Origin of the sequence: Clavibacter californiensis, from assembly GCF_021952865.1 — a bacterium.
GTDB classification, from domain to species: domain Bacteria; phylum Actinomycetota; class Actinomycetes; order Actinomycetales; family Microbacteriaceae; genus Clavibacter; species Clavibacter californiensis.
In genome coordinates, this window is the sequence record NZ_CP040792.1 from 2,510,271 (window position 1) to 2,526,773 (window position 16,503).

Sequence of the window (16,503 nt, forward strand, 5' to 3'; positions counted from 1 at the left end):
CAGGGGCGGAGGGGCCGCATGACCGGCCCGCTCGCCCTCGCCATCGCCAACGCCGCCGTCATGGCGGTCGTCGCCCTCGCCGGGGCACGCACCCCGCGGTGGCTGCGCGGATCGTCGTGGTTGCTGCTCGCGGTCTCGCTCGGGGTGCTCGCGCTGCACCTCCTCGGTGACGCATGGGACATCCCGACGAACCTGCTCGCCATCACGTTCCTGATCTCCACCTGCCTCAACGCGAGCGCCCTCGCGCCGCTCGTGATGCAGCGTCTGCTCAGCCGGCCGCCGCGCACGAGGCGCCGGGTGGCGGGCACCGAGTAGCCCGCGACCGCCGCAGCCGGGCTGCGGCGGGCAGACGGATGGCCGCATCGCCCGAGGGCGGTGCGGCCATCCGTCGTCCGGGGCCCGTCGGATCAGGCGGGCGTCACGTCGATCAGCACCTTGCCGGTCACGCCGTCCTCGACGGCCCGGTGGGCGTCGGCCGTGCGGTCCAGCGGGAAGCGCGTGATGGGGAGGCCCGCCTCCTGGCCGACGGGCAGCGCGCCGTCGATGAGCGCCAGGTGGATGTCCGCGCGGGCAGCGTCGAGCGCCTCCTGGCCCACCGTGTAGAGCAGCAGGAACTGGTAGCGCAGGTTCTTCACGAAGCTGTCGACCACGGGCAGCGTGACGGTGTCGCCGCCGTTGTTCGCGTAGACCGCGACCGAGGCGCGGTTCTTCGCGACCGCCTGGTTGAGCTCGGCGTTCTGGGCGGGGGCGACCTCGACGATCAGGTCGACGCCGTCGGGCGCGAGCGCAGAGATCTCCGCGGCCGCGTCGCCCGCCTTGTAGTCCACGACGTGGTGCGCGCCGGCGGCCGTCGCGAGGGCGGCCTTCTCGGGCGAGCTGACCGTGGTGATCACGGTGGCGCCGGCCCAGTGCGCGAGCTGGATGGCCGCGTGGCCGACCGCTCCCGCGCCGCCCGCGACGAGCACGTGCTTCCCGGCGAGGGCGCCGGGGGCGAGGCGCGAGGGGCCGTCCTCGGAGACGGTGAGGGCGCGGTGGGCGGTGACCGCGGGGACGCCGAGGCTCGCGCCGAGGTCGAAGGACAGGCCGTCGGGCAGCGGCGCGACGCGGTCGACGGGCAGGACCGTCTTCTCCTGCGCGGTGCCGGTGGGGCGGCCGTGGGCGGCCAGCATGATCCAGACGCGGTCGCCGACGGCGAGGTCGGTCACGCCGGGGCCGACGGCGTCGATGACGCCCGCGCCGTCCTGGTTGGGGACGACCTCGGGGAACGGCAGCTCCTGGCCGGGCGCTCCGCCGTCGCGGGACTTCCAGTCGGTGGGGTTCACGCCCGAGACGACGATGCGCACGCGCACCTCGCCGGGGCCGGGCGCGGCCTCGTCGCGGTCGACGGGCTGCAGGACGTCGGGGGCACCCGTGCGGGTGTAGGCGATGGCTCTCATGACGATTCCAACGCCCGGCACCCGCGCGGTGTTCCTGCGGCTCAGACCCCGAGCGTGTCGTGCGTGAACCGGCCGCCGAGCAGGGTGGCGGACACGCGCATCGCGCGGAGGTCGTCGGCGGCGGTGGAGGCGGCGAGCGGATCCCGCTCCACGACGGCGAGGTCGGCCCGCTCTCCCACAGCCACGCGCGTACGCACGGAGGCGTCCAGCGCGGCCGCCCGGTCGATGGCCTGCTCGGGGTGCCAGGGATCCCGGCCATCGCGGGACCGGCCGACGGCGGCGCTCATGGTGGCCCACGGATCCAGCGGAGCGACGGGCGCGTCGGACCCGAGGGCCAGGCGCGTGCCCGCGGCGCGGAGGTCGGCGAGCGCGAAGGCGCGGGCCGTGCGCCCGGCCCAGTAGACGTCGGCGACGTCGCGGTCGTCCATCGCGTGCTCGGGCTGGACGCTCGCGACCACGCCGAGCGCCGCGAACCGGGCGACGTCCTCGTGCGTCAGCAGCTGGGCGTGCTCGATGGATCCGGCGAGCCCCTCGACGTCGCGGTGCGCGCCCCCGAGCACCCGGTCGAGGTGCGCGAACGCGTCGAGGGCGAGCCGGTTCGCGTGGTCGCCGATGGCGTGGATCGCGGGCCGGAGCCCCTGCCGCGCGGCCCGCACCATGAGCTCCCGCAGCTCATCGGGCGGGACGGAGAGCTGGCCGCACGCGCCGCCGTGCGCGTCGCCGCCCTGGCCGTCGAGGTCGGGGTACGGGTCGAAGCAGTACGCGGTGCGGGTGTTGAGGGATCCGTCGGTGACGACCTTCGCGGGTCCCACGCGCACGAGCCCGCCGGTGCCCGCGAGCACGTCGCCCGTGCGGAGCCCCTCGTCGCGCGCCCGGTCGAGGTCCTGCGGCCAGATGCCGGCCTCCACGCGGAGCGCGTCGTGGCCGAGGGCGGCGAGGCGGCGCCAGCGAGCCGCGTTCCAGTCGATCTCGAGGTCGACGACGCCGACCACGCCGCGGCGCGCGGCCTCGCGGGCGACCTGCACGGCCTGCGCGTCGAGCGAGGACGCGTCGCCCTCCTCCACGCGGTACATGAAGTCGAAGCAGTCGTCCTCGCGCAGGAGGCCGGTGGGGTGATCCCCGTAGCCGTGCGGCGCGAGCGCGGCCGAGCTCGCCCAGCAGCAGTGCAGGTCGCCGCTGACGAGCAGCACGGGGGTGTCGCCCGCGACGGCGTCGAGCAGGTCCTTGGTGGGGAGGTCGGGCCAGAGGCCGTCGCGGAACCCGTAGCCGACGAGCGCCTCGGGGGCGCCCGCGCGCGTGACCGGCCCGGATCCGGTGGATGCGGCGCGGGCCGCGAGCGCGTCGCGGACGAGGCCGACGGCCTCCGCCGCGGACGAGGCCCGGGAGAGGTCGAGGCGGCGCGACACCTTGGTCCACTGCGTGAAGTGCACGTGGTTGTCCCAGAGGCCGGGGATGACGAACCGGCCGTCGAGCGCGCGGGTCTCGACGTCGGTCGCGTCCGCGGATCCGGCCGGCCCTACGGACGCGATGACGCCGTCGCGGACGAGCACGTCGACGGGCGCGTCGGCTCCGGGCAGGCGTCCGCCCGCGAGGAGCAGCGCGCTCACGCGTCGATCCCGGCGGATCCGCCCGCGGTCAGGTCCCTGGCGCGGCGCATCTCCGCGGCGAGCGCCGGGTTCGGGTACTCCGTGCCGTGCTCGAGCTCGTGCAGCACGCGCTCGACCACGTGCGCCGGCTTGTTCTGGCTCAGCTTCGCCTTCGCGACGAACCGCGTGGTCACGAGGCGGAGGCCCACGGTGCCGGCGCTGATGCGGGCCGCGTAGGCCGCGTCCTCGAGCGTGCCGTCCATGCGGCGCGGCTCGGGCATGCGGTCCTCGAAGCGATCGACCAGCTGGCCGAGCACCCGCAGGTTCTCCTCGGCCGAGAGGATCTCGACGCGGCAGGTGAGGTGCGCGGACACGTGGTTCCAGGTGGGGACGGCGGGGTCGGCGTCGTACCAGCCGGGCGACACGTAGCCGTGCGGGCCCTGGACGATGACGAGCACCTCGCCGTCTGCGCCGTCGCGCTGGCCGAGCTCGTGGATCCGCTCGTCGGGGCGGCCGAAGTGGGTGAGGAGCGTGAGGTCGTCGCGCTCGGGATCCAGCAGCACCGGGTAGTGCGAGGCGACGAGGCCGGCGCCCGTGCCGCTGACGATCGCGGCCCACGGGTTCTCGTCCACGAGGCGCCGGATCTCGGCGACGTCCTCGAGCGCGAAGGACGGGTTCTCCCTCACCGGGCGGCCCGCCGCGGCTCGAGGGCGGACGGGGAGGCGAGGGGCATGACGGGATGCTACCGGCCGACGGACGCCGCTCCCGTCACCGCGCGGACGCCCCGCGCCGACCGTCGGTCAGCGCGCCCGCAGCGCCGGGAACTGGTCGTCGCGCCACTCCCCGTCGAGCCGCTCGCCGGCGTCGGATGCGGCCACCTCGCGCTGCCGGAGCTCGACCCGGCGGATCTTCCCCGACGCGGTCTTCGGCAGCTCGCCGAACTCCACGCGGCGCACGCGCATGAAGGCCGGGCACCGCTCGCGCGCGTGCTTCAGCACGGCGAGCGCCGTCTCCTCATCCGGCTCCCATCCGGCCGCGAGGTGCACGTAGGCCTTCGCGACGTTGAGCCGCACGGCGTCCGGCGCGCCCACGACGGCGGCCTCCGCGACCGCCGGGTGCTCGATGAGCACGCTCTCGACCTCGAACGGCGAGATCTTGTAGTCGGAGGATTTGAAGATGTCGTCGGTGCGGCCGATGAAGGTGATGGTGCCGTCGGCGTCGCGGCGGGCGACGTCGCCCGTGTGGAAGAACCCGTCGCGCATCGACTCGGCGGTGCGGGCGTCGTCGCCGAGGTAGCCGGCCATGAGGTTCACGGGCCGCGTGGTGAGGTCGAGGCAGATCTCGCCCTCGTCGGCGGGCTGCCCGGTCACGGGATCCACCAGCACGAGGTCGACGCCGGGCAGCGCCGTGCCCATGGAGCCGGGGACCACGGCGTCGCCGGGTGCGTTGGCGACGATGGCGGTGGTCTCGGTCTGGCCGTAGCCGTCGCGGATCGTGAGCCCCCACCACTCCTCGATGCGCGCGATGACCTCGGGGTTGAGCGGCTCGCCCGCCGACATGATCTCCCGCAGCCTGCCCGGCCGCTCCCGGATCCCGGCCTGGATGAGCATGCGCCACACGGTCGGCGGCGCGCAGAACGTCGTGACCTCGGCGCGGTCCAGCTGCTCCACGAGCGCGTGCGCGTCGAAGCGCGCGTAGTCGTGCACGAAGACGGTGGCCTCCGCGATCCACGGCGCGAAGAAGCAGCTCCACGCGTGCTTGCCCCAGCCCGGCGAGCTGATGGCGAGGTGCACGTCGCCCGGCTGCAGCCCGAGCCAGTACGCGGTCGTCAGGTGCCCGACCGGGTACGAGACGTGCGTGTGGACGACCATCTTCGGCTTGCTCGTGGTGCCGGACGTGAAGTAGACGAGCGCGGGATCCGTGGACGCGACCGCGACCCCCACCCGGTCGGCGGGCGCGTCGTCGGCGTCGCGGTAGTCGGTCCACCCGGCGGGCACGGGCACGTCACCGGTGGCGCCGATCGCGATGCGCGCGTACTCCCCCGGCACGTCCTCGAAGACGGCCGTGTGCGCGAGGTCGGCGATGACGTGGCGCACGCCCGCGCGCTCGACGCGGTCCGCGAGGTCGGCGGATCCGAGCACGGTCGAGGTAGGCAGGATCACGGCGCCCGCCTTCATGATCGCGAGCATCGTCTCCCACAGCTCCACCCGGTTGCCGAGCATGAGCATGACGTGGTCGCCCTTCCGCACCCCGAGCCCCACGAGCCACGTCGCGACGCGGTCGGAGCGGGCCGCCATCTCGTCGAACGTGATCTGGCGCTCGGATCCGTCGCCCGCGACCACGCGCAGCGCCATCCGGTCGTTCCCGCGCGCGATCACGTCGAACCAGTCGACCGCCCAGTTGAAGGCGTCCCCGACGTCGGGCCACTCGAACCGCGCGACGGCTGCTGTCCGCTCGGTGCGCATCTCCTGGAGGAGGTCGCGTGCGGCGCGGTAGGAGGAGTTGGCTCGGGTCATGGGTCCATCCTGCCGCCCGCGCCCGGTGTCGGCGGCCGGGGATCCGCACGACCGCTCCGGATCGCCGACGACTCCGAAGCATTCCAGCAGTGCACGAATCCATGCAAGACGGAAGGACCGCAGCATGACCGAGATCACCGCCCACCACGGGCTCCTCAAGGATACGAACCTCCACGTCGACGACACCGGCGGCACGGGCCGCCCCGTCGTCCTGATCCACGGCTGGCCGCTGTCCGGCGAGTCCTGGAGCAAGCAGGTCCCCGCGTTCGAGGCCGCCGGCTTCCGCGTCATCACGTACGACCGCCGCGGCTTCGGCCGCAGCGACAAGCCGCTCACGGGCTACGACTACGACACCTTCGCCTCCGACCTCGACGCCGTGCTCACCGCGCTCGACCTCGTCGACGTCACGCTCGTCGGCTTCTCGATGGGCGGCGGCGAGATCGCCCGCTACATCGGTACCCGCGGCGAGGCGCGCCTGCACAGCGTCGTCTTCGCCTCGGCCGTGCCGCCGTACCTGGAGAAGACCGACGACAACCCGGACGGTCCCCTCACGAAGGACGCCGCCGCCGAGATGACGGCCGGCCTCACCAAGGACGAGGACTCGTTCTACGACGAGTTCACGACCGGCTTCTACTCCGCGGACGGCGTGCTCAAGGTGACCGAGGCCGAGCGCCAGGAGGCCATCGCGCTCTCGCACCAGTCGAAGAAGCACGCGGCGCTCGCGTCGATGGCCGCGTTCGCGACCACGGACTTCCGCGACGACCTGACCAAGGTCACGGTGCCGACTCTCGTCATCCACGGCGACAGCGACGCGACCGTGCCGTTCGAGGGATCCGGCGAGCGCACCCACCGCGCCATCGCCGGCTCGGAGCTGCACGTCGTGAAGGGCGCCCCGCATGGCGTCACGGTCAGCCACCCCGAGGAGTGGAACCAGGCCGTGCTGGAGTTCCTGAAGAAGTAGCTCGCACCGCACGCCGCAGGGGCGCTGATCCGATCCGGGTCAGCGCCCCTGCGTGCGCGTCAGCGCCCCTGCGTGCGCTTGTAGGGCTTCGGCTGGCCCTTGACCACGGGCGCGCGGCCCTGGCCCTTGGAGGCCTTCGCCTTCCCGCCGGCCGGCGGCTTCGGCGCCTCGGGCGGGGTGGACGGCTTCGCGAGCTCCTCGATGGCCTCCTCGTAGGCGAGGCGGCCGGTCTTCGTCAGGCGCGTCTCGGTGCTCTGCGGGTCGAAGACGGCCTTCCCGTAGTGGTCCTCGATGGCGCGGATGGACGAGGCGAGCTTCGCGCGCGAGATGCCCAGCTGATCCGCCGCCTTCGGATGGTGCAGCACCTCGGCCGCGACCACGAAGTGACGCTGGTGGCTGATCTTCACGGGTGGTGCCTCTCGTCGCGGCGGATGCCGGATGTCCCACGGTACAGCCCGGGTCGGTGCCGCCCGGGCGCGCCCGCGTGGGCCGGTAGCGTCGAGGCGACGGACGGCGCCGACGGGGAGGCACGGGATGGCGGGACTCGAGGTCGTGGCGGCGGTGCTCGTCCGCGACGGGCGCGCGCTCGCCTGCCGCCGCGCGGCGCACAAGCCGGGCGCGGGCACGTGGGAGTTCCCGGGCGGCAAGGTCGAGCCGGGCGAGACGCCGGAGGCGGCGCTGGCGCGGGAGATCCGCGAGGAGCTCGGCGTCGACGTGACCGTCGGCGCGCTCCTCGACCGCTCCGAGGTGCCCGTCGGCGAGCGCGTGATCGACCTCGCCTGCTACCTCGCGGATCCGGTCGGGCCGCTGCCGACGACGAGCACCGACCACGACGAGCTGCGCTGGGTGCCGCTCGCCGACCTCGGCGACCTCGCCTGGTCGGCGCCCGACCTGCCGGCCGTGCGGCGTCTCGTGCTCGAGGCGCGGCACCCGGGGGCGGACTGGGTGATCGACGTCGGGGCGATGCCGCCGGCCCTCGGCTCGTCCCGCGAGGCCCACGCCGCGCGCCTGGCGGAGCTGTCGGACGGGTGCGCGCGCGCCGTCGCCGACCTCCGAGCGGGCGTGCGCGCCGCGCACGCGGCGGGGCTCGACGAGCACCGCATCGCGGCGTCCGCGCGGCTGGCCCTCGCGGACGTGCGCGCGATGCTCGGCTGAGCCCCACCGCGGCCCGTGACCCCGAGGGCGCTCCGGGCCGTCTGAGGCGATGACGCCACATCGGCGACGGGATGCCCGAGCCCCGCCTACGGGCAGGATCGCGCCGCGCCCCCGCGCGGGGGCTGGGGACGTCGGGGTCCGGGGAGGGCCTCGACCGCCGTAGCGTCCTCCGACGTCCGGCGGCCGTCGCCGCGGACGTCCCCCACCTGATCCGAGAGACGCCCATGCCCGCGACACCCCTCGCCTTCCGTTCCCGCTACGCGGCCGTCGCCGCCCTGGCGCTCGTCGCCTCCCTCGCCGTGCCCACGGCCGCCCAGGCCGCGACGCCCGTGCATCACGCCGTGCACCGCCCCGCACCCCGCCCTGCAGCGGCCGCCCACCACGCCCAGCCGGGCGCCGCCGACGGGATCGACCGGATCGTCGTCCCCGCCACGGCGGATGCGCGCTTCGGCGGCGGCACGATCTTCGCTCCGCGGGACGCCGGGCGGAAGGTCCTCGGATCGGTCGTCGTCACGCCCGGATTCCACGGCCGGGAGTCGGACATGGCGGTCTACGGCTCCGAGCTCGCCGCGGAGGGCTTCGTCGTCTTCACCATCGACACGCTCGCCCGCGCCGACCTCCCCGACCGCCGTGCCACCGAGATGCTCGCGGCCGCCGACTACCTCACGGGCCGGAGCGCCGTGAAGGCCGAGGTCTCCCCGGACCGCGTCGCCCTCCTCGGCTACTCCATGGGCGGCGGCGGGACGCTCCAGGCCGCGCAGGAGCGCCCGTCGATCGCGGCCGCGCTGACCCTCATGCCGTACGACTACCCGCCCGCCGGCGACCCGAAGGCGGTCCACCCCGCGTACCCGGAGCTGACGGTGCCGACGCTCATCATCACCGGGCAGAAGGACGCGACCGCGATCCCGGCGAGGTTCGGCAGGCCCGCCTACGACTCCATCCCCGCCGGCACCCCGAAGCAGTACCTCCAGCTGACGGGACTCGGCCACGCGGCCGGCATGGGGAAGCCGACCGCCACGATCCGGGCCGCCATCACCGCGTTCCTCGAGCGCTACCTCGACGGCGACACCGCCTACGCGAAGGAGATCTGCCCGGCCCCGGCGGTCGGCGGGCCCATCAGCGCGTCGACCAGCTCCTGCCCCACGAGCTGACACGTCCGCTCGTCCCGCGCGGCGTCCGACCATCCGGTCGGGCGCCGCGCGGGCGTGTCCCCTGGTCGCCGCCTAGGGTGGGGACGAACCACCATCCGCCCCCGCTCGACGCGGGCCGGCCACCGAACGGAGCGCTGATCGCGCTGAGCACCACCCCGCCGCCCGGCGACCCGCGGCGCCCCCGCCGGGATCCCGGAGCCGCGCGTCCGCCGCGCCAGCGCCGCCGCCGCGTCAACCCGCAGGAGATGCGCGACGTCCGCGCGCGCCTCCGCGGCACCATCTACGAGGGCACGGAGCCCGCGCACGGCCGTCTCGGCGACCTGTACTCCCCGCGCCAGATCGTCGACTTCTGCCTCGACCTCGGCGAGGTGATGCTCGCCTCGGGCGCCGACGTGCGCGCCGTCGAGATCGCCATCGTCGCCGTGAGCACCAAGTGGAACCTCGCGCCGCTGGAGCTCGACATCACGGGCACGGCCATCACCATCCAGTACGCGCCGCTCGAGGGCCCGCCGCTCGTCAAGCTGCGCGTGGTCACGGCGGAGGGCAGCGACCTGCACCGGCTCTCGCTCGTGTACCAGATCGTCGACGAGCTGCTCCACGACGACCGCGACATGACGAGCGCCGTCGACGGCCTCGTCGAGGTGCTCAAGTCGCCGCCGCGCTGGCCGTCGTGGATCACCGACGCCGCCATGGGCCTGTTCGGCGTCTCCGTGTCGCTGCAGGCGGGCGGATCGCTTCCGGGCGCCGCCGGGGCGTTCCTGCTGATGATCGGCGCGATGGTCCTCGGCCGGCAGCTGTCGCGCCGCGGCATCCCGCCGTTCTTCGTGGTCGCCGTGCAGTCCGCGATCGTCGCCGCCGTCGGCACGCTCGCCATCTGGTCGGGCGTCATGCCCGCCGGGAGCGCCGCCGCGATGGTCGCGGCCGTGGTGGTGCTGATCCTCCCCCACGTCACCATCGTCACCTGGGCGCAGGACGCCATCTCCGGGTTCCGGGCCATGGCGCTTTCGCGGGCGATGATCATCGTGCTCATCGTCGCGGGCATCGCCGTCGGGATCCCGGGCGGCCTCGCGCTCACGGCCGGGGTCGACATCGAGGTGGATCCCACCGACATCACGCTGCGCGCGCTCCCCCTCTGGATGCTGCTGATCACCACGTTCTTCGCGGCCGGCGCCACGGGGATCACGCAGGGCGCCAACGCGCGCGTGATGCCCGTCGCGATCGGCGTGGCGCTCGTCGGCACGGTCTCGCTCTGGATCCTCAAGACGGCTGGAGTGCCGCTGCTCGCGGCGACCTTCCTCGTGGCGACGCTGCTCGGTGCGCTCGGGACGGTGGTCTCGGCGCGCGTCCGGGTGTCGGCCACGGCGATCGCGGTGCCCGCCTTCTGCGGATCCCTCCTTCCCTCGCTCGCGGTGGCCTCGGCGCTCCTCAACTCCATGGCCGGCACGTCGGGAGCCACGGGCGCGTTCGTCGGCGCGATGGCGACGACCCTCGCGATCGGCGCGGGCCTCGTGCTCGGCAGCCTGCTCGCGACGCCGCAGGCGCGCCGGCACCTCCGCCGCCGGGCGAAGCGCGTCGTGGTGCAGTCGGTGCGCCTCGACACGACCCCGATCGGCATCATCCGCGACCCGTCGCTCCTGGATCCGCCCTCGCGTCCGGCGGGCGGTGGCGTCGACCTCGGATGACCGGGCGCGTCGCCTGTGCGACGGAGGCCCGGGCCTAGCCTGGGAGGACCTGTCCCCACGAGGGACGCCACCCACTCGCGAGGAGGATCCCCATGGACGTGCACCCCGGCGTCAGCCTGCTGGACGACGACGTGCGGGACGCGCACGAGCTGTTCCGCTCGCTGCACGCGCACCCCGAGCTCTCGATGCAGGAGCACGCGACCGCGGCCGCGATCGAGGCGTACCTGGAGGCGATCGGCGCCGAGACGAGCCGCTGCGGCGGTACCGGCGTGGTCGGGATCCTCCGGAACGGCGACGGGCCCGTGGTCGCGTTCCGCGCCGACACCGACGGCCTTCCCATCCTCGAGGAGACGGGCCTCGCGCATGCCAGCCGCGACACGGGCATCGACCCGTCGGGGAAGGAGGTGCCCACGATGCACGGCTGCGGGCACGACTTCCACGTCGCCGCCGCGCTCACCACGGCGCAGGCGCTCGCCGCGAACCGCGACGCGTGGGCCGGCACGATCGTCTTCGTGTTCCAGCCGGGCGAGGAGACCGGCGAGGGCGCCCGCGCGATGCTCGCCGACGGCCTCTGGGACCGCGCGCCCCGCCCCGAGGTGATCCTCGGCCAGCACGTCTTCCCGCTCCCCGTCGGCGTGGTCGCCACGCGCGAGGGCGCGTTCATGAGCATGAGCGACTCGTGGCGGGTCACCGTGAAGGGCCGCGGCGCCCACGGCTCGCAGCCGCAGAACTCCATCGACCCGATCGTCGCGTCCAGCGCCATCGTGCTGCGCCTCCAGACGGTGGTCGCGCGCGAGGTGGATCCGCAGGCCGCCGCGGTCGTCACGGTCGGCACGTTCCAGGCGGGCACGAAGGAGAACATCATCCCGGAGCACGCGGTGCTCGGCCTGAGCATCCGGACCTTCGACCCGGCCGTGCGCGAGCGCGTGCTGGCGTCCGTGCGGCGGATCATCCTGGCCGAGGCCGCCGCGAGCGGGGCGCCGGAGCCCGAGATCGAGGAGATCGTCTCGTTCCCGCTGAACCGCAACGACCCCGAGGCGACGCGCGGGATCGTCGCGGCGCTCACCGCGCAGCTCGGGACGGACAAGGTCGTCGAGTCGCCGCCCATCATGGGCAGCGAGGACTTCGGCATCCTCGGGGAGGCCATCGGCGTGCCCACCGTCTACTGGGCGTTCGGCGGCGTGGAGGCGTCGGCGTTCGGCGGCGCGACCCCGCCGCCCGGCAACCACACGCCGCAGTTCGCGCCGACCATGGAGGGCACGATCGAGACGGGCGTGAAGGCCGCGACGGCCGCGCTGCTCTCGCGTGTCGGCACAGGACGGGCATAGGGTCGAGGACACCCACCAGGAGGAGGCACCATCATGTCGGATGCACTGATCGGCGGCGTCGTCGTCGCTCCTCTCGCCCTCGCCTACGTCGCGCTCATCGTCACGGCGCTCGTCCAGGTCGTCCGCGACCGCACCCTGGCCGGGCTGTCCCGCGACCTCTGGATCGCCGCACTGGTGCTCATGACCGTCGTCGGCGCGATCGCCTGGTACGGCGTGGGGCACCGCACGACCGACGCGCAGCGCGCCGTCCAGCGTCTGCGCCTCGGGCTCAGCCTCTAGCCGCCGCCCGTCCGCTCCGCCCGGAGCCCCCGCGCCCGCCGCTCGACCCCGGTCAGCGGCGGGCGCGCCTGTTCCGCCACGCGGACCACGCGCCCGTCGCCCACAGCGCCCAGAGCACCAGGAGCGGCTGGAAGACCAGTCGGATCGCCCGCGCGGCGTCGGTCTCGAGGCCGAACGCGGGCGTGCGCGTGACGAGCTGCGAGATGTTGCCGGGGAAGATCGCGACGAAGAACGCCGCGACCACGAGGCCGACCCACACGCGCCAGCGGCCGAGGAGCACGAGCGACAGGCCGAGCAGGATCTCCACGACGCCCGACGCGAGCACCACGAAATCCGGATCCATCGGCAGCCACGTCGGCACCTGCGCCTGGAACGACTCCCGCGCGACCGTGAGGTGCCCGGTGCCGGCCGTGATCAGCACGAGGCCGAGCAGGATCCGGCCGAGCGTGCGCGGGATCGAACGGCGGCCGCCGTCCGGGGCGATCCGCTTGTCGGCCGTGGGGCGGGTCGCGGAGCTCGGGGTCATGCGCCCAGTCTGGCGCGGGCCGGATGCGCGGCCCCTCCACGCGGATCCCCGTGGCAGCCCCTCTTCCCCGGGTGCCGGAACCGGTCCTAGCATCCCGCCATGACCGATCTCCCCGACATCGCGACCGGCGCGGACACCGACGTGCTCGGCCCCGACGACCGCCCCCGCCCGCCGCGCGCCGACGAGCGCGCCTGCCTCACCGGCTTCCTCGCCCTCAACCGCGCCACCGTGATCCGCAAGGCCCGCGGCCTCTCCGACGCCGACGCCGCGCGCCGCGTCCTCCCCAGCCTCACCTCCGTCGCGGGCGCGCTCCGGCACCTCGCCGACGTCGAGCGTTCGTGGACGGTCGAGCTGATGGAGGCCGGCGACTACGACCGGCGCTTCGGCGGGGACGACGACCCGGACGGCGAGTGGCGGGTGAGCCCGACCGATCCGCTCGCCGAGATCGTCGCCGACTACGAGCGCGCCTGCGCGGAGAGCGACGCCGTGATCGCCCGGCACGACCTCGACGACATCGCGGCCGCCGGGCCGCCCGACGAGATGCCGTCGCTGCGCTGGATCCTCGTGCACCTCATCGAGGAGACCGCGCGCCATGCCGGCCACGTCGACGTGGTCCGGGAGCTGGTCGACGGCGTCACCGGCGAGTGATCCGCGTCAGCGCTGCACCAGCACGGCGATCCAGCCCGCGACGAACAGCAGGAGCGGCACGCCCACCGCGATGACGCCGCCGAGCGTCGGCGTCATGCGCAGGCGGCGCACCGGCCGAGGACGGGACGCGCGGCCGGGGTCAGGCAGGCCGACGGCGCGCAGGACCGCATCGAGCGCGGAGGGATCCTCCGGTCGCTCGATCGGGTCGGCGCGCCACCGCTCCCACCGATCGACCTTCGCGACGAGCGCCGTCGTCGCCTCGACGACGTCGCGCCACCGCTCGGGGTCGCGCGTGACGACGTCGTCGTACGAGGTGAGCAGCAGCCGGTCGCCCACGACCTCGACGTCGAGGCCCCGCACCCGGTCGATGAGCAGGGCGAGGATGTCCGGCGTGAAGAGGTAGAGCGCGTCGCGCTCGCTGCCGGCCGGGCAGTAGAGCGCGTAGTGGCGGTCGACGTCGCCCTCGAGCGAGAGCCGCTGCTCCCGCTCCGGACGGGACATCATCGTCAGCGCGCGCCGGAGGACGCCCCGCCGGGCGATCACCCGGATGTGCGGCATCTCGTGCGCGAGCCGGATCATCGCGTACCCGCCGAAGCGCGCCGCCCCCTCGCGACGGCCGGCCGTCACGATCTCGTGGTTGCCGAACTCGACGCCGGGCGCCGCGGTCGGGCGCATCACGCGCGTGAGGTCGAAGTAGCGACGCGCGGAACCGAAGTGCCCGTCCGACATCGGCCCCGGGAGGTACTCCATGCCGTTGGCCTCGGCGAAGCGCACGAGCCGGGGGTGCGCGCGGTAGCCGCCGCGGCGCTCGCGGGAGCGGATCACCCAGCTGCCGAAGACGACGAGCAGGATCGCGGGCAGCGTGCCGACGAATGCCTGCCAGGCGGCCTGCTCGACGGCATCGGGGGCGCCCTCCTGGAGGGTGTCGGCCATGATCCAGGCGAGCATCACGACCATCAGGGCGCTCGCCCCGGCGAGGGACACCATGAGCGCGGTGCGCGCCTTCACGCCGATCCCCTCCGCCTCGGGGTGCGCGCGGCGGAACTCCCGACGGAAGGCGCGCACATCACGTCACCGGATCCGGTCGGTGAGCGGATCCGTGTCGAGCCGCGCCCGCGTGAGCGCCCGCTCGCCCGTCACGGCAGCGTCGTGATCACGAAGGCGAGCCCGAAGAAGACCACGCCGAGGGCAATGAGCAGGAGGAGCCCGAGCGTCGGCCGCATCCGCAGCCGACGCCCGGCCGCCGCGACGCCGCGTGACCGACGGGCGCGACGGCGGGTGCGCCCCGGCTCCGGCACCGCGAGCGCGTCGTCGGACGCGGTGAGCACCGAGGCCTCCTCGCCCTCGAGCGACCGCAGCCGGTCGTCGCGCCAGCGCTCCCAGCGGTCGACCTTCGCCGTGAGGGCGGCGGTCGCGTCGACCACGTCGTGCCAGCGGTCGGGATCCAGCGTGACCATGTCGGCGGGCGAGCGCAGCAGCAGGCGGTCGCCGCGGATCTCCACGTCGAAGCCGCGCACCCGGTCGACGAGCACGGCCATGACGTCCGGCGTGAAGAGGTAGAGGGCGTCGCGCTCGTACCCCTCTGGGCAGTAGAGCGCCGCATGCCGATCGAAGTCGCCCTCGAGCTCCAGGCGCTGGTCGCGCGCGACGTCGATGGTCGGCGTCATCTCGCGGCGGAGGCGCGTGCGGTTCGAGATCACCTGGATGTGCGGCAGCTCGCGGCGGAGTCCGATCATCGCGTAGCCGCCGTACTGGGTGATGCCGTCGAACCGCGACCCCTGGTTGAGCTCGTGGTTGCCGAACTCGACGGGGCGCGCGGTCCGCGGCCGCATGACGCGGGTCACGAACATGCCGCGCGATGCGGATCCCATGTGCCCGTCGGAGACCGGCCCCGGTGTGTAGCTCAGGCCGTTGATCCGCCCGAAGCGCGTGAGGCGGTAGTGGGAGCGGATCGTGCTGCGGCGGCGGCGCGTGCGGATGAGGCGCCAGGCGAAGAAGACGCCGGTGCCGAACATGGGGATCGCGAACACGGTCATGCCGAGGGCGTCGCCGCGGGCCTCGGGGTCGTCGGTGACGATCGCGCCCACACCGCCGGCGAGGAGGAGGACGCCGCCGAGCGGGATCGCGAGCAGGGCGAGGATCCCCATCGCGATGCGGCCGAGCACGAACAGCGGCGACACGATGACGGGGTGCCGCGCCGTGAACTCGCGGCGGAACCGGCGGAGGTCGTCGCGGTCGATGCGGCCGGTCAACGGCGTCGTGTCCAGCTGCGGTCGGCTGGGCGCGTGCGTCGTCATGGATCCCCTCGTCCCGCGGCATCCCGGCCGCCCGTCCACCGTAGCGACGCGATGCGGCGCCGCCCGGCGCGCGGACGCCCCCAGGTCGGGCGGCACGAGGGCGTCACCTCCGGTCGGGCGCATGACGGATGCCGCGCCCGTAACCTGACCCGATGGATCTGCAGCAGCTCTTCGGACTCGATGGACGCACGGCGCTGGTGACCGGCGGCAGCTCCGGGATCGGGCGCGCCATCGCCGAGGCGCTCGCCGCGGCGGGGGCCCACTTGCTCGTCGCCGCGCGCACGGCGGCCACGATCGACGACACGGTGGCCGGGATCCGGGCCGAGGGCGGTTCGGCGGACGGAATCGTCGCCGACCTCTCGACCCGGGCAGGCGCGCACCTGCTCGCCGATCGGGCACTCGCGGCCGGTGACGTGGACGTGCTGGTGTGCTGCGCGGGCATCAACCTCCGCCCGCCGATGGCCGAGCTCGGCGAGGACGTCTGGGACGCCACCATGGCCGTCAACCTCGACGCGCCGTTCATCCTCGGCCAGCGTCTCCTGCCCCCTATGGCGGAGCGCGGCAACGGCCGCGTCATCCACGTCAGCAGCCAGCAGGCGCAGCGCGCGTTCGCGGCGAGCGGTGCGTACGGGGTGTCGAAGGCCGCGGTGGAGGCGCTCGCCCGCTCCCAGGCGGAGGCGTGGTCGGCCCAGGGGGTGACGGCCAACGTGCTGGTCCCCGGCTTCGTGCTCACGGCCCTGAACGAGCGGCTGGGCTCCGATCCGGTGGCGGTCGCCGCGCTGGCGGCGCGCACCTTCGTCGGCCGCAACGGCTCCCCCGGCGACTTCGCGGCACCCGCCGTCTTCCTGGCGGGCAGGGGATCCGCGTACGTCACCGGTCAGACCATCGCGGTCGACGGCGGCTTCTCCGTGCACTGACGGCTGGCTCGGGCGCCGTGG

At 74.5% G+C, this 16,503-nt stretch carries 17 protein-coding genes; 9 read left to right on the plus strand and 8 right to left on the minus strand.

All coding sequences use genetic code 11. The features are described 5' to 3' along the window. Nucleotides 1–18: 18 nt before the first annotated feature. Nucleotides 19–315, plus strand: a complete 297-nt coding sequence (locus FGD68_RS12110) for a hypothetical protein (protein WP_104237406.1) — start codon at nucleotides 19–21, stop codon at nucleotides 313–315. A gap of 92 nt (nucleotides 316–407) precedes the next feature. On the opposite strand, the gene FGD68_RS12115 is transcribed toward FGD68_RS12110, so the two are convergent. The 4 genes from FGD68_RS12115 to FGD68_RS12130 all read right to left on the minus strand — a co-directional run bounded on the left by FGD68_RS12115 (nucleotide 408) and on the right by FGD68_RS12130 (nucleotide 5,538). After that, nucleotides 408–1,436 carry an NADPH:quinone reductase gene (locus FGD68_RS12115; protein ID WP_237609491.1) on the minus strand — a complete coding sequence of 343 codons (1,029 nt, stop codon included), beginning with the start codon at nucleotides 1,434–1,436 and terminating at the stop codon, nucleotides 408–410. A gap of 41 nt (nucleotides 1,437–1,477) precedes the next feature. Further along, nucleotides 1,478–3,043, minus strand: coding sequence for an amidohydrolase (locus tag FGD68_RS12120; protein WP_119373223.1), 1,566 nt, complete (start codon nucleotides 3,041–3,043; stop codon nucleotides 1,478–1,480). Further along, nucleotides 3,040–3,708, minus strand: coding sequence for an FMN-binding negative transcriptional regulator (locus FGD68_RS12125; RefSeq protein WP_119373222.1), 669 nt, complete (start codon nucleotides 3,706–3,708; stop codon nucleotides 3,040–3,042). The genes FGD68_RS12120 and FGD68_RS12125 overlap by 4 nt, the downstream gene beginning before the upstream one ends. A gap of 114 nt (nucleotides 3,709–3,822) precedes the next feature. Continuing rightward, nucleotides 3,823–5,538: an AMP-binding protein gene (locus FGD68_RS12130; protein WP_119373221.1), complete on the minus strand. Its 1,716-nt coding sequence runs from the start codon at nucleotides 5,536–5,538 to the stop codon at nucleotides 3,823–3,825. A gap of 124 nt (nucleotides 5,539–5,662) precedes the next feature. Between FGD68_RS12130 and FGD68_RS12135 the strand changes: the two genes are divergently transcribed. After that, nucleotides 5,663–6,499, plus strand: a complete 837-nt coding sequence (locus FGD68_RS12135) for an alpha/beta fold hydrolase (RefSeq protein WP_119373220.1) — start codon at nucleotides 5,663–5,665, stop codon at nucleotides 6,497–6,499. A gap of 59 nt (nucleotides 6,500–6,558) precedes the next feature. Here FGD68_RS12135 and FGD68_RS12140 read toward each other — a convergent pair whose 3' ends face one another. Beyond that, entirely contained in the window at nucleotides 6,559–6,906 is a 348-nt protein-coding gene (locus tag FGD68_RS12140) for a LysR family transcriptional regulator (RefSeq protein ID WP_119373219.1), read from the minus strand. 127 nt (nucleotides 6,907–7,033) lie between these two features. Here FGD68_RS12140 and FGD68_RS12145 point away from each other — a divergent pair, with 127 nt between their 5' ends. From FGD68_RS12145 to FGD68_RS12165, 5 genes are all read left to right on the plus strand, one after another. Further along, nucleotides 7,034–7,654, plus strand: a complete 621-nt coding sequence (locus FGD68_RS12145) for a (deoxy)nucleoside triphosphate pyrophosphohydrolase (protein ID WP_237609492.1) — start codon at nucleotides 7,034–7,036, stop codon at nucleotides 7,652–7,654. Between the two features lie 224 nt (nucleotides 7,655–7,878). Further along, nucleotides 7,879–8,805 (plus strand): alpha/beta hydrolase, encoded by a 927-nt coding sequence (locus tag FGD68_RS12150; RefSeq protein ID WP_237609493.1) that lies wholly within the window; start codon nucleotides 7,879–7,881, stop codon nucleotides 8,803–8,805. Nucleotides 8,806–9,050: 245 nt separating this feature from the next. Further along, on the plus strand, nucleotides 9,051–10,487 hold the full coding sequence (locus FGD68_RS12155; protein ID WP_237609494.1) for a threonine/serine exporter family protein: 1,437 nt from the start codon (nucleotides 9,051–9,053) through the stop codon (nucleotides 10,485–10,487). 92 nt (nucleotides 10,488–10,579) lie between these two features. Continuing rightward, complete coding sequence (locus FGD68_RS12160) at nucleotides 10,580–11,815, plus strand: amidohydrolase (RefSeq protein WP_119372744.1); 1,236 nt, start codon at nucleotides 10,580–10,582, stop codon at nucleotides 11,813–11,815. Between the two features lie 33 nt (nucleotides 11,816–11,848). Then, on the plus strand, nucleotides 11,849–12,094 hold the full coding sequence (locus tag FGD68_RS12165; RefSeq protein WP_119372745.1) for a hypothetical protein: 246 nt from the start codon (nucleotides 11,849–11,851) through the stop codon (nucleotides 12,092–12,094). 52 nt (nucleotides 12,095–12,146) lie between these two features. Here the strand turns inward: FGD68_RS12165 and FGD68_RS12170 are convergent, their stop codons facing one another. After that, a complete protein-coding gene (locus tag FGD68_RS12170) occupies nucleotides 12,147–12,620 on the minus strand; it encodes a DoxX family protein (protein ID WP_119372746.1) in 474 nt (157 codons plus the stop codon). A gap of 99 nt (nucleotides 12,621–12,719) precedes the next feature. Between FGD68_RS12170 and FGD68_RS12175 the strand changes: the two genes are divergently transcribed. Beyond that, nucleotides 12,720–13,268 carry a DinB family protein gene (locus FGD68_RS12175; protein WP_119372747.1) on the plus strand — a complete coding sequence of 183 codons (549 nt, stop codon included), beginning with the start codon at nucleotides 12,720–12,722 and terminating at the stop codon, nucleotides 13,266–13,268. A gap of 6 nt (nucleotides 13,269–13,274) precedes the next feature. On the opposite strand, the gene FGD68_RS12180 is transcribed toward FGD68_RS12175, so the two are convergent. Together FGD68_RS12180 and FGD68_RS12185 are read right to left on the minus strand one after the other, a co-directional pair. After that, on the minus strand, nucleotides 13,275–14,276 hold the full coding sequence (locus FGD68_RS12180; protein WP_237609495.1) for a hypothetical protein: 1,002 nt from the start codon (nucleotides 14,274–14,276) through the stop codon (nucleotides 13,275–13,277). 128 nt (nucleotides 14,277–14,404) lie between these two features. After that, a complete protein-coding gene (locus FGD68_RS12185; RefSeq protein ID WP_119372748.1) occupies nucleotides 14,405–15,565 on the minus strand; it encodes a hypothetical protein in 1,161 nt (386 codons plus the stop codon). 152 nt (nucleotides 15,566–15,717) lie between these two features. Between FGD68_RS12185 and FGD68_RS12190 the strand changes: the two genes are divergently transcribed. Then, entirely contained in the window at nucleotides 15,718–16,482 is a 765-nt protein-coding gene (locus FGD68_RS12190) for an SDR family NAD(P)-dependent oxidoreductase (RefSeq protein ID WP_119372749.1), read from the plus strand. Nucleotides 16,483–16,503: the final 21 nt, after the last annotated feature.

Coding starts and splice junctions, on each gene's coding strand:
- FGD68_RS12115 (WP_237609491.1), bottom strand. CDS start 1,436: ATGAGAGCCATCGCCTACACCCGCACGGGTGCCCCCGACGTCCTGCAG.
- FGD68_RS12175 (WP_119372747.1), top strand. CDS start 12,720: ATGACCGATCTCCCCGACATCGCGACCGGCGCGGACACCGACGTGCTC.
- FGD68_RS12135 (WP_119373220.1), top strand. CDS start 5,663: ATGACCGAGATCACCGCCCACCACGGGCTCCTCAAGGATACGAACCTC.
- FGD68_RS12110 (WP_104237406.1), top strand. CDS start 19: ATGACCGGCCCGCTCGCCCTCGCCATCGCCAACGCCGCCGTCATGGCG.
- FGD68_RS12150 (WP_237609493.1), top strand. CDS start 7,879: ATGCCCGCGACACCCCTCGCCTTCCGTTCCCGCTACGCGGCCGTCGCC.
- FGD68_RS12130 (WP_119373221.1), bottom strand. CDS start 5,538: ATGACCCGAGCCAACTCCTCCTACCGCGCCGCACGCGACCTCCTCCAG.
- FGD68_RS12170 (WP_119372746.1), bottom strand. CDS start 12,620: ATGACCCCGAGCTCCGCGACCCGCCCCACGGCCGACAAGCGGATCGCC.
- FGD68_RS12190 (WP_119372749.1), top strand. CDS start 15,718: ATGGATCTGCAGCAGCTCTTCGGACTCGATGGACGCACGGCGCTGGTG.
- FGD68_RS12160 (WP_119372744.1), top strand. CDS start 10,580: ATGGACGTGCACCCCGGCGTCAGCCTGCTGGACGACGACGTGCGGGAC.
- FGD68_RS12165 (WP_119372745.1), top strand. CDS start 11,849: ATGTCGGATGCACTGATCGGCGGCGTCGTCGTCGCTCCTCTCGCCCTC.
- FGD68_RS12185 (WP_119372748.1), bottom strand. CDS start 15,565: ATGACGACGCACGCGCCCAGCCGACCGCAGCTGGACACGACGCCGTTG.
- FGD68_RS12155 (WP_237609494.1), top strand. CDS start 9,051: ATGCGCGACGTCCGCGCGCGCCTCCGCGGCACCATCTACGAGGGCACG.
- FGD68_RS12145 (WP_237609492.1), top strand. CDS start 7,034: ATGGCGGGACTCGAGGTCGTGGCGGCGGTGCTCGTCCGCGACGGGCGC.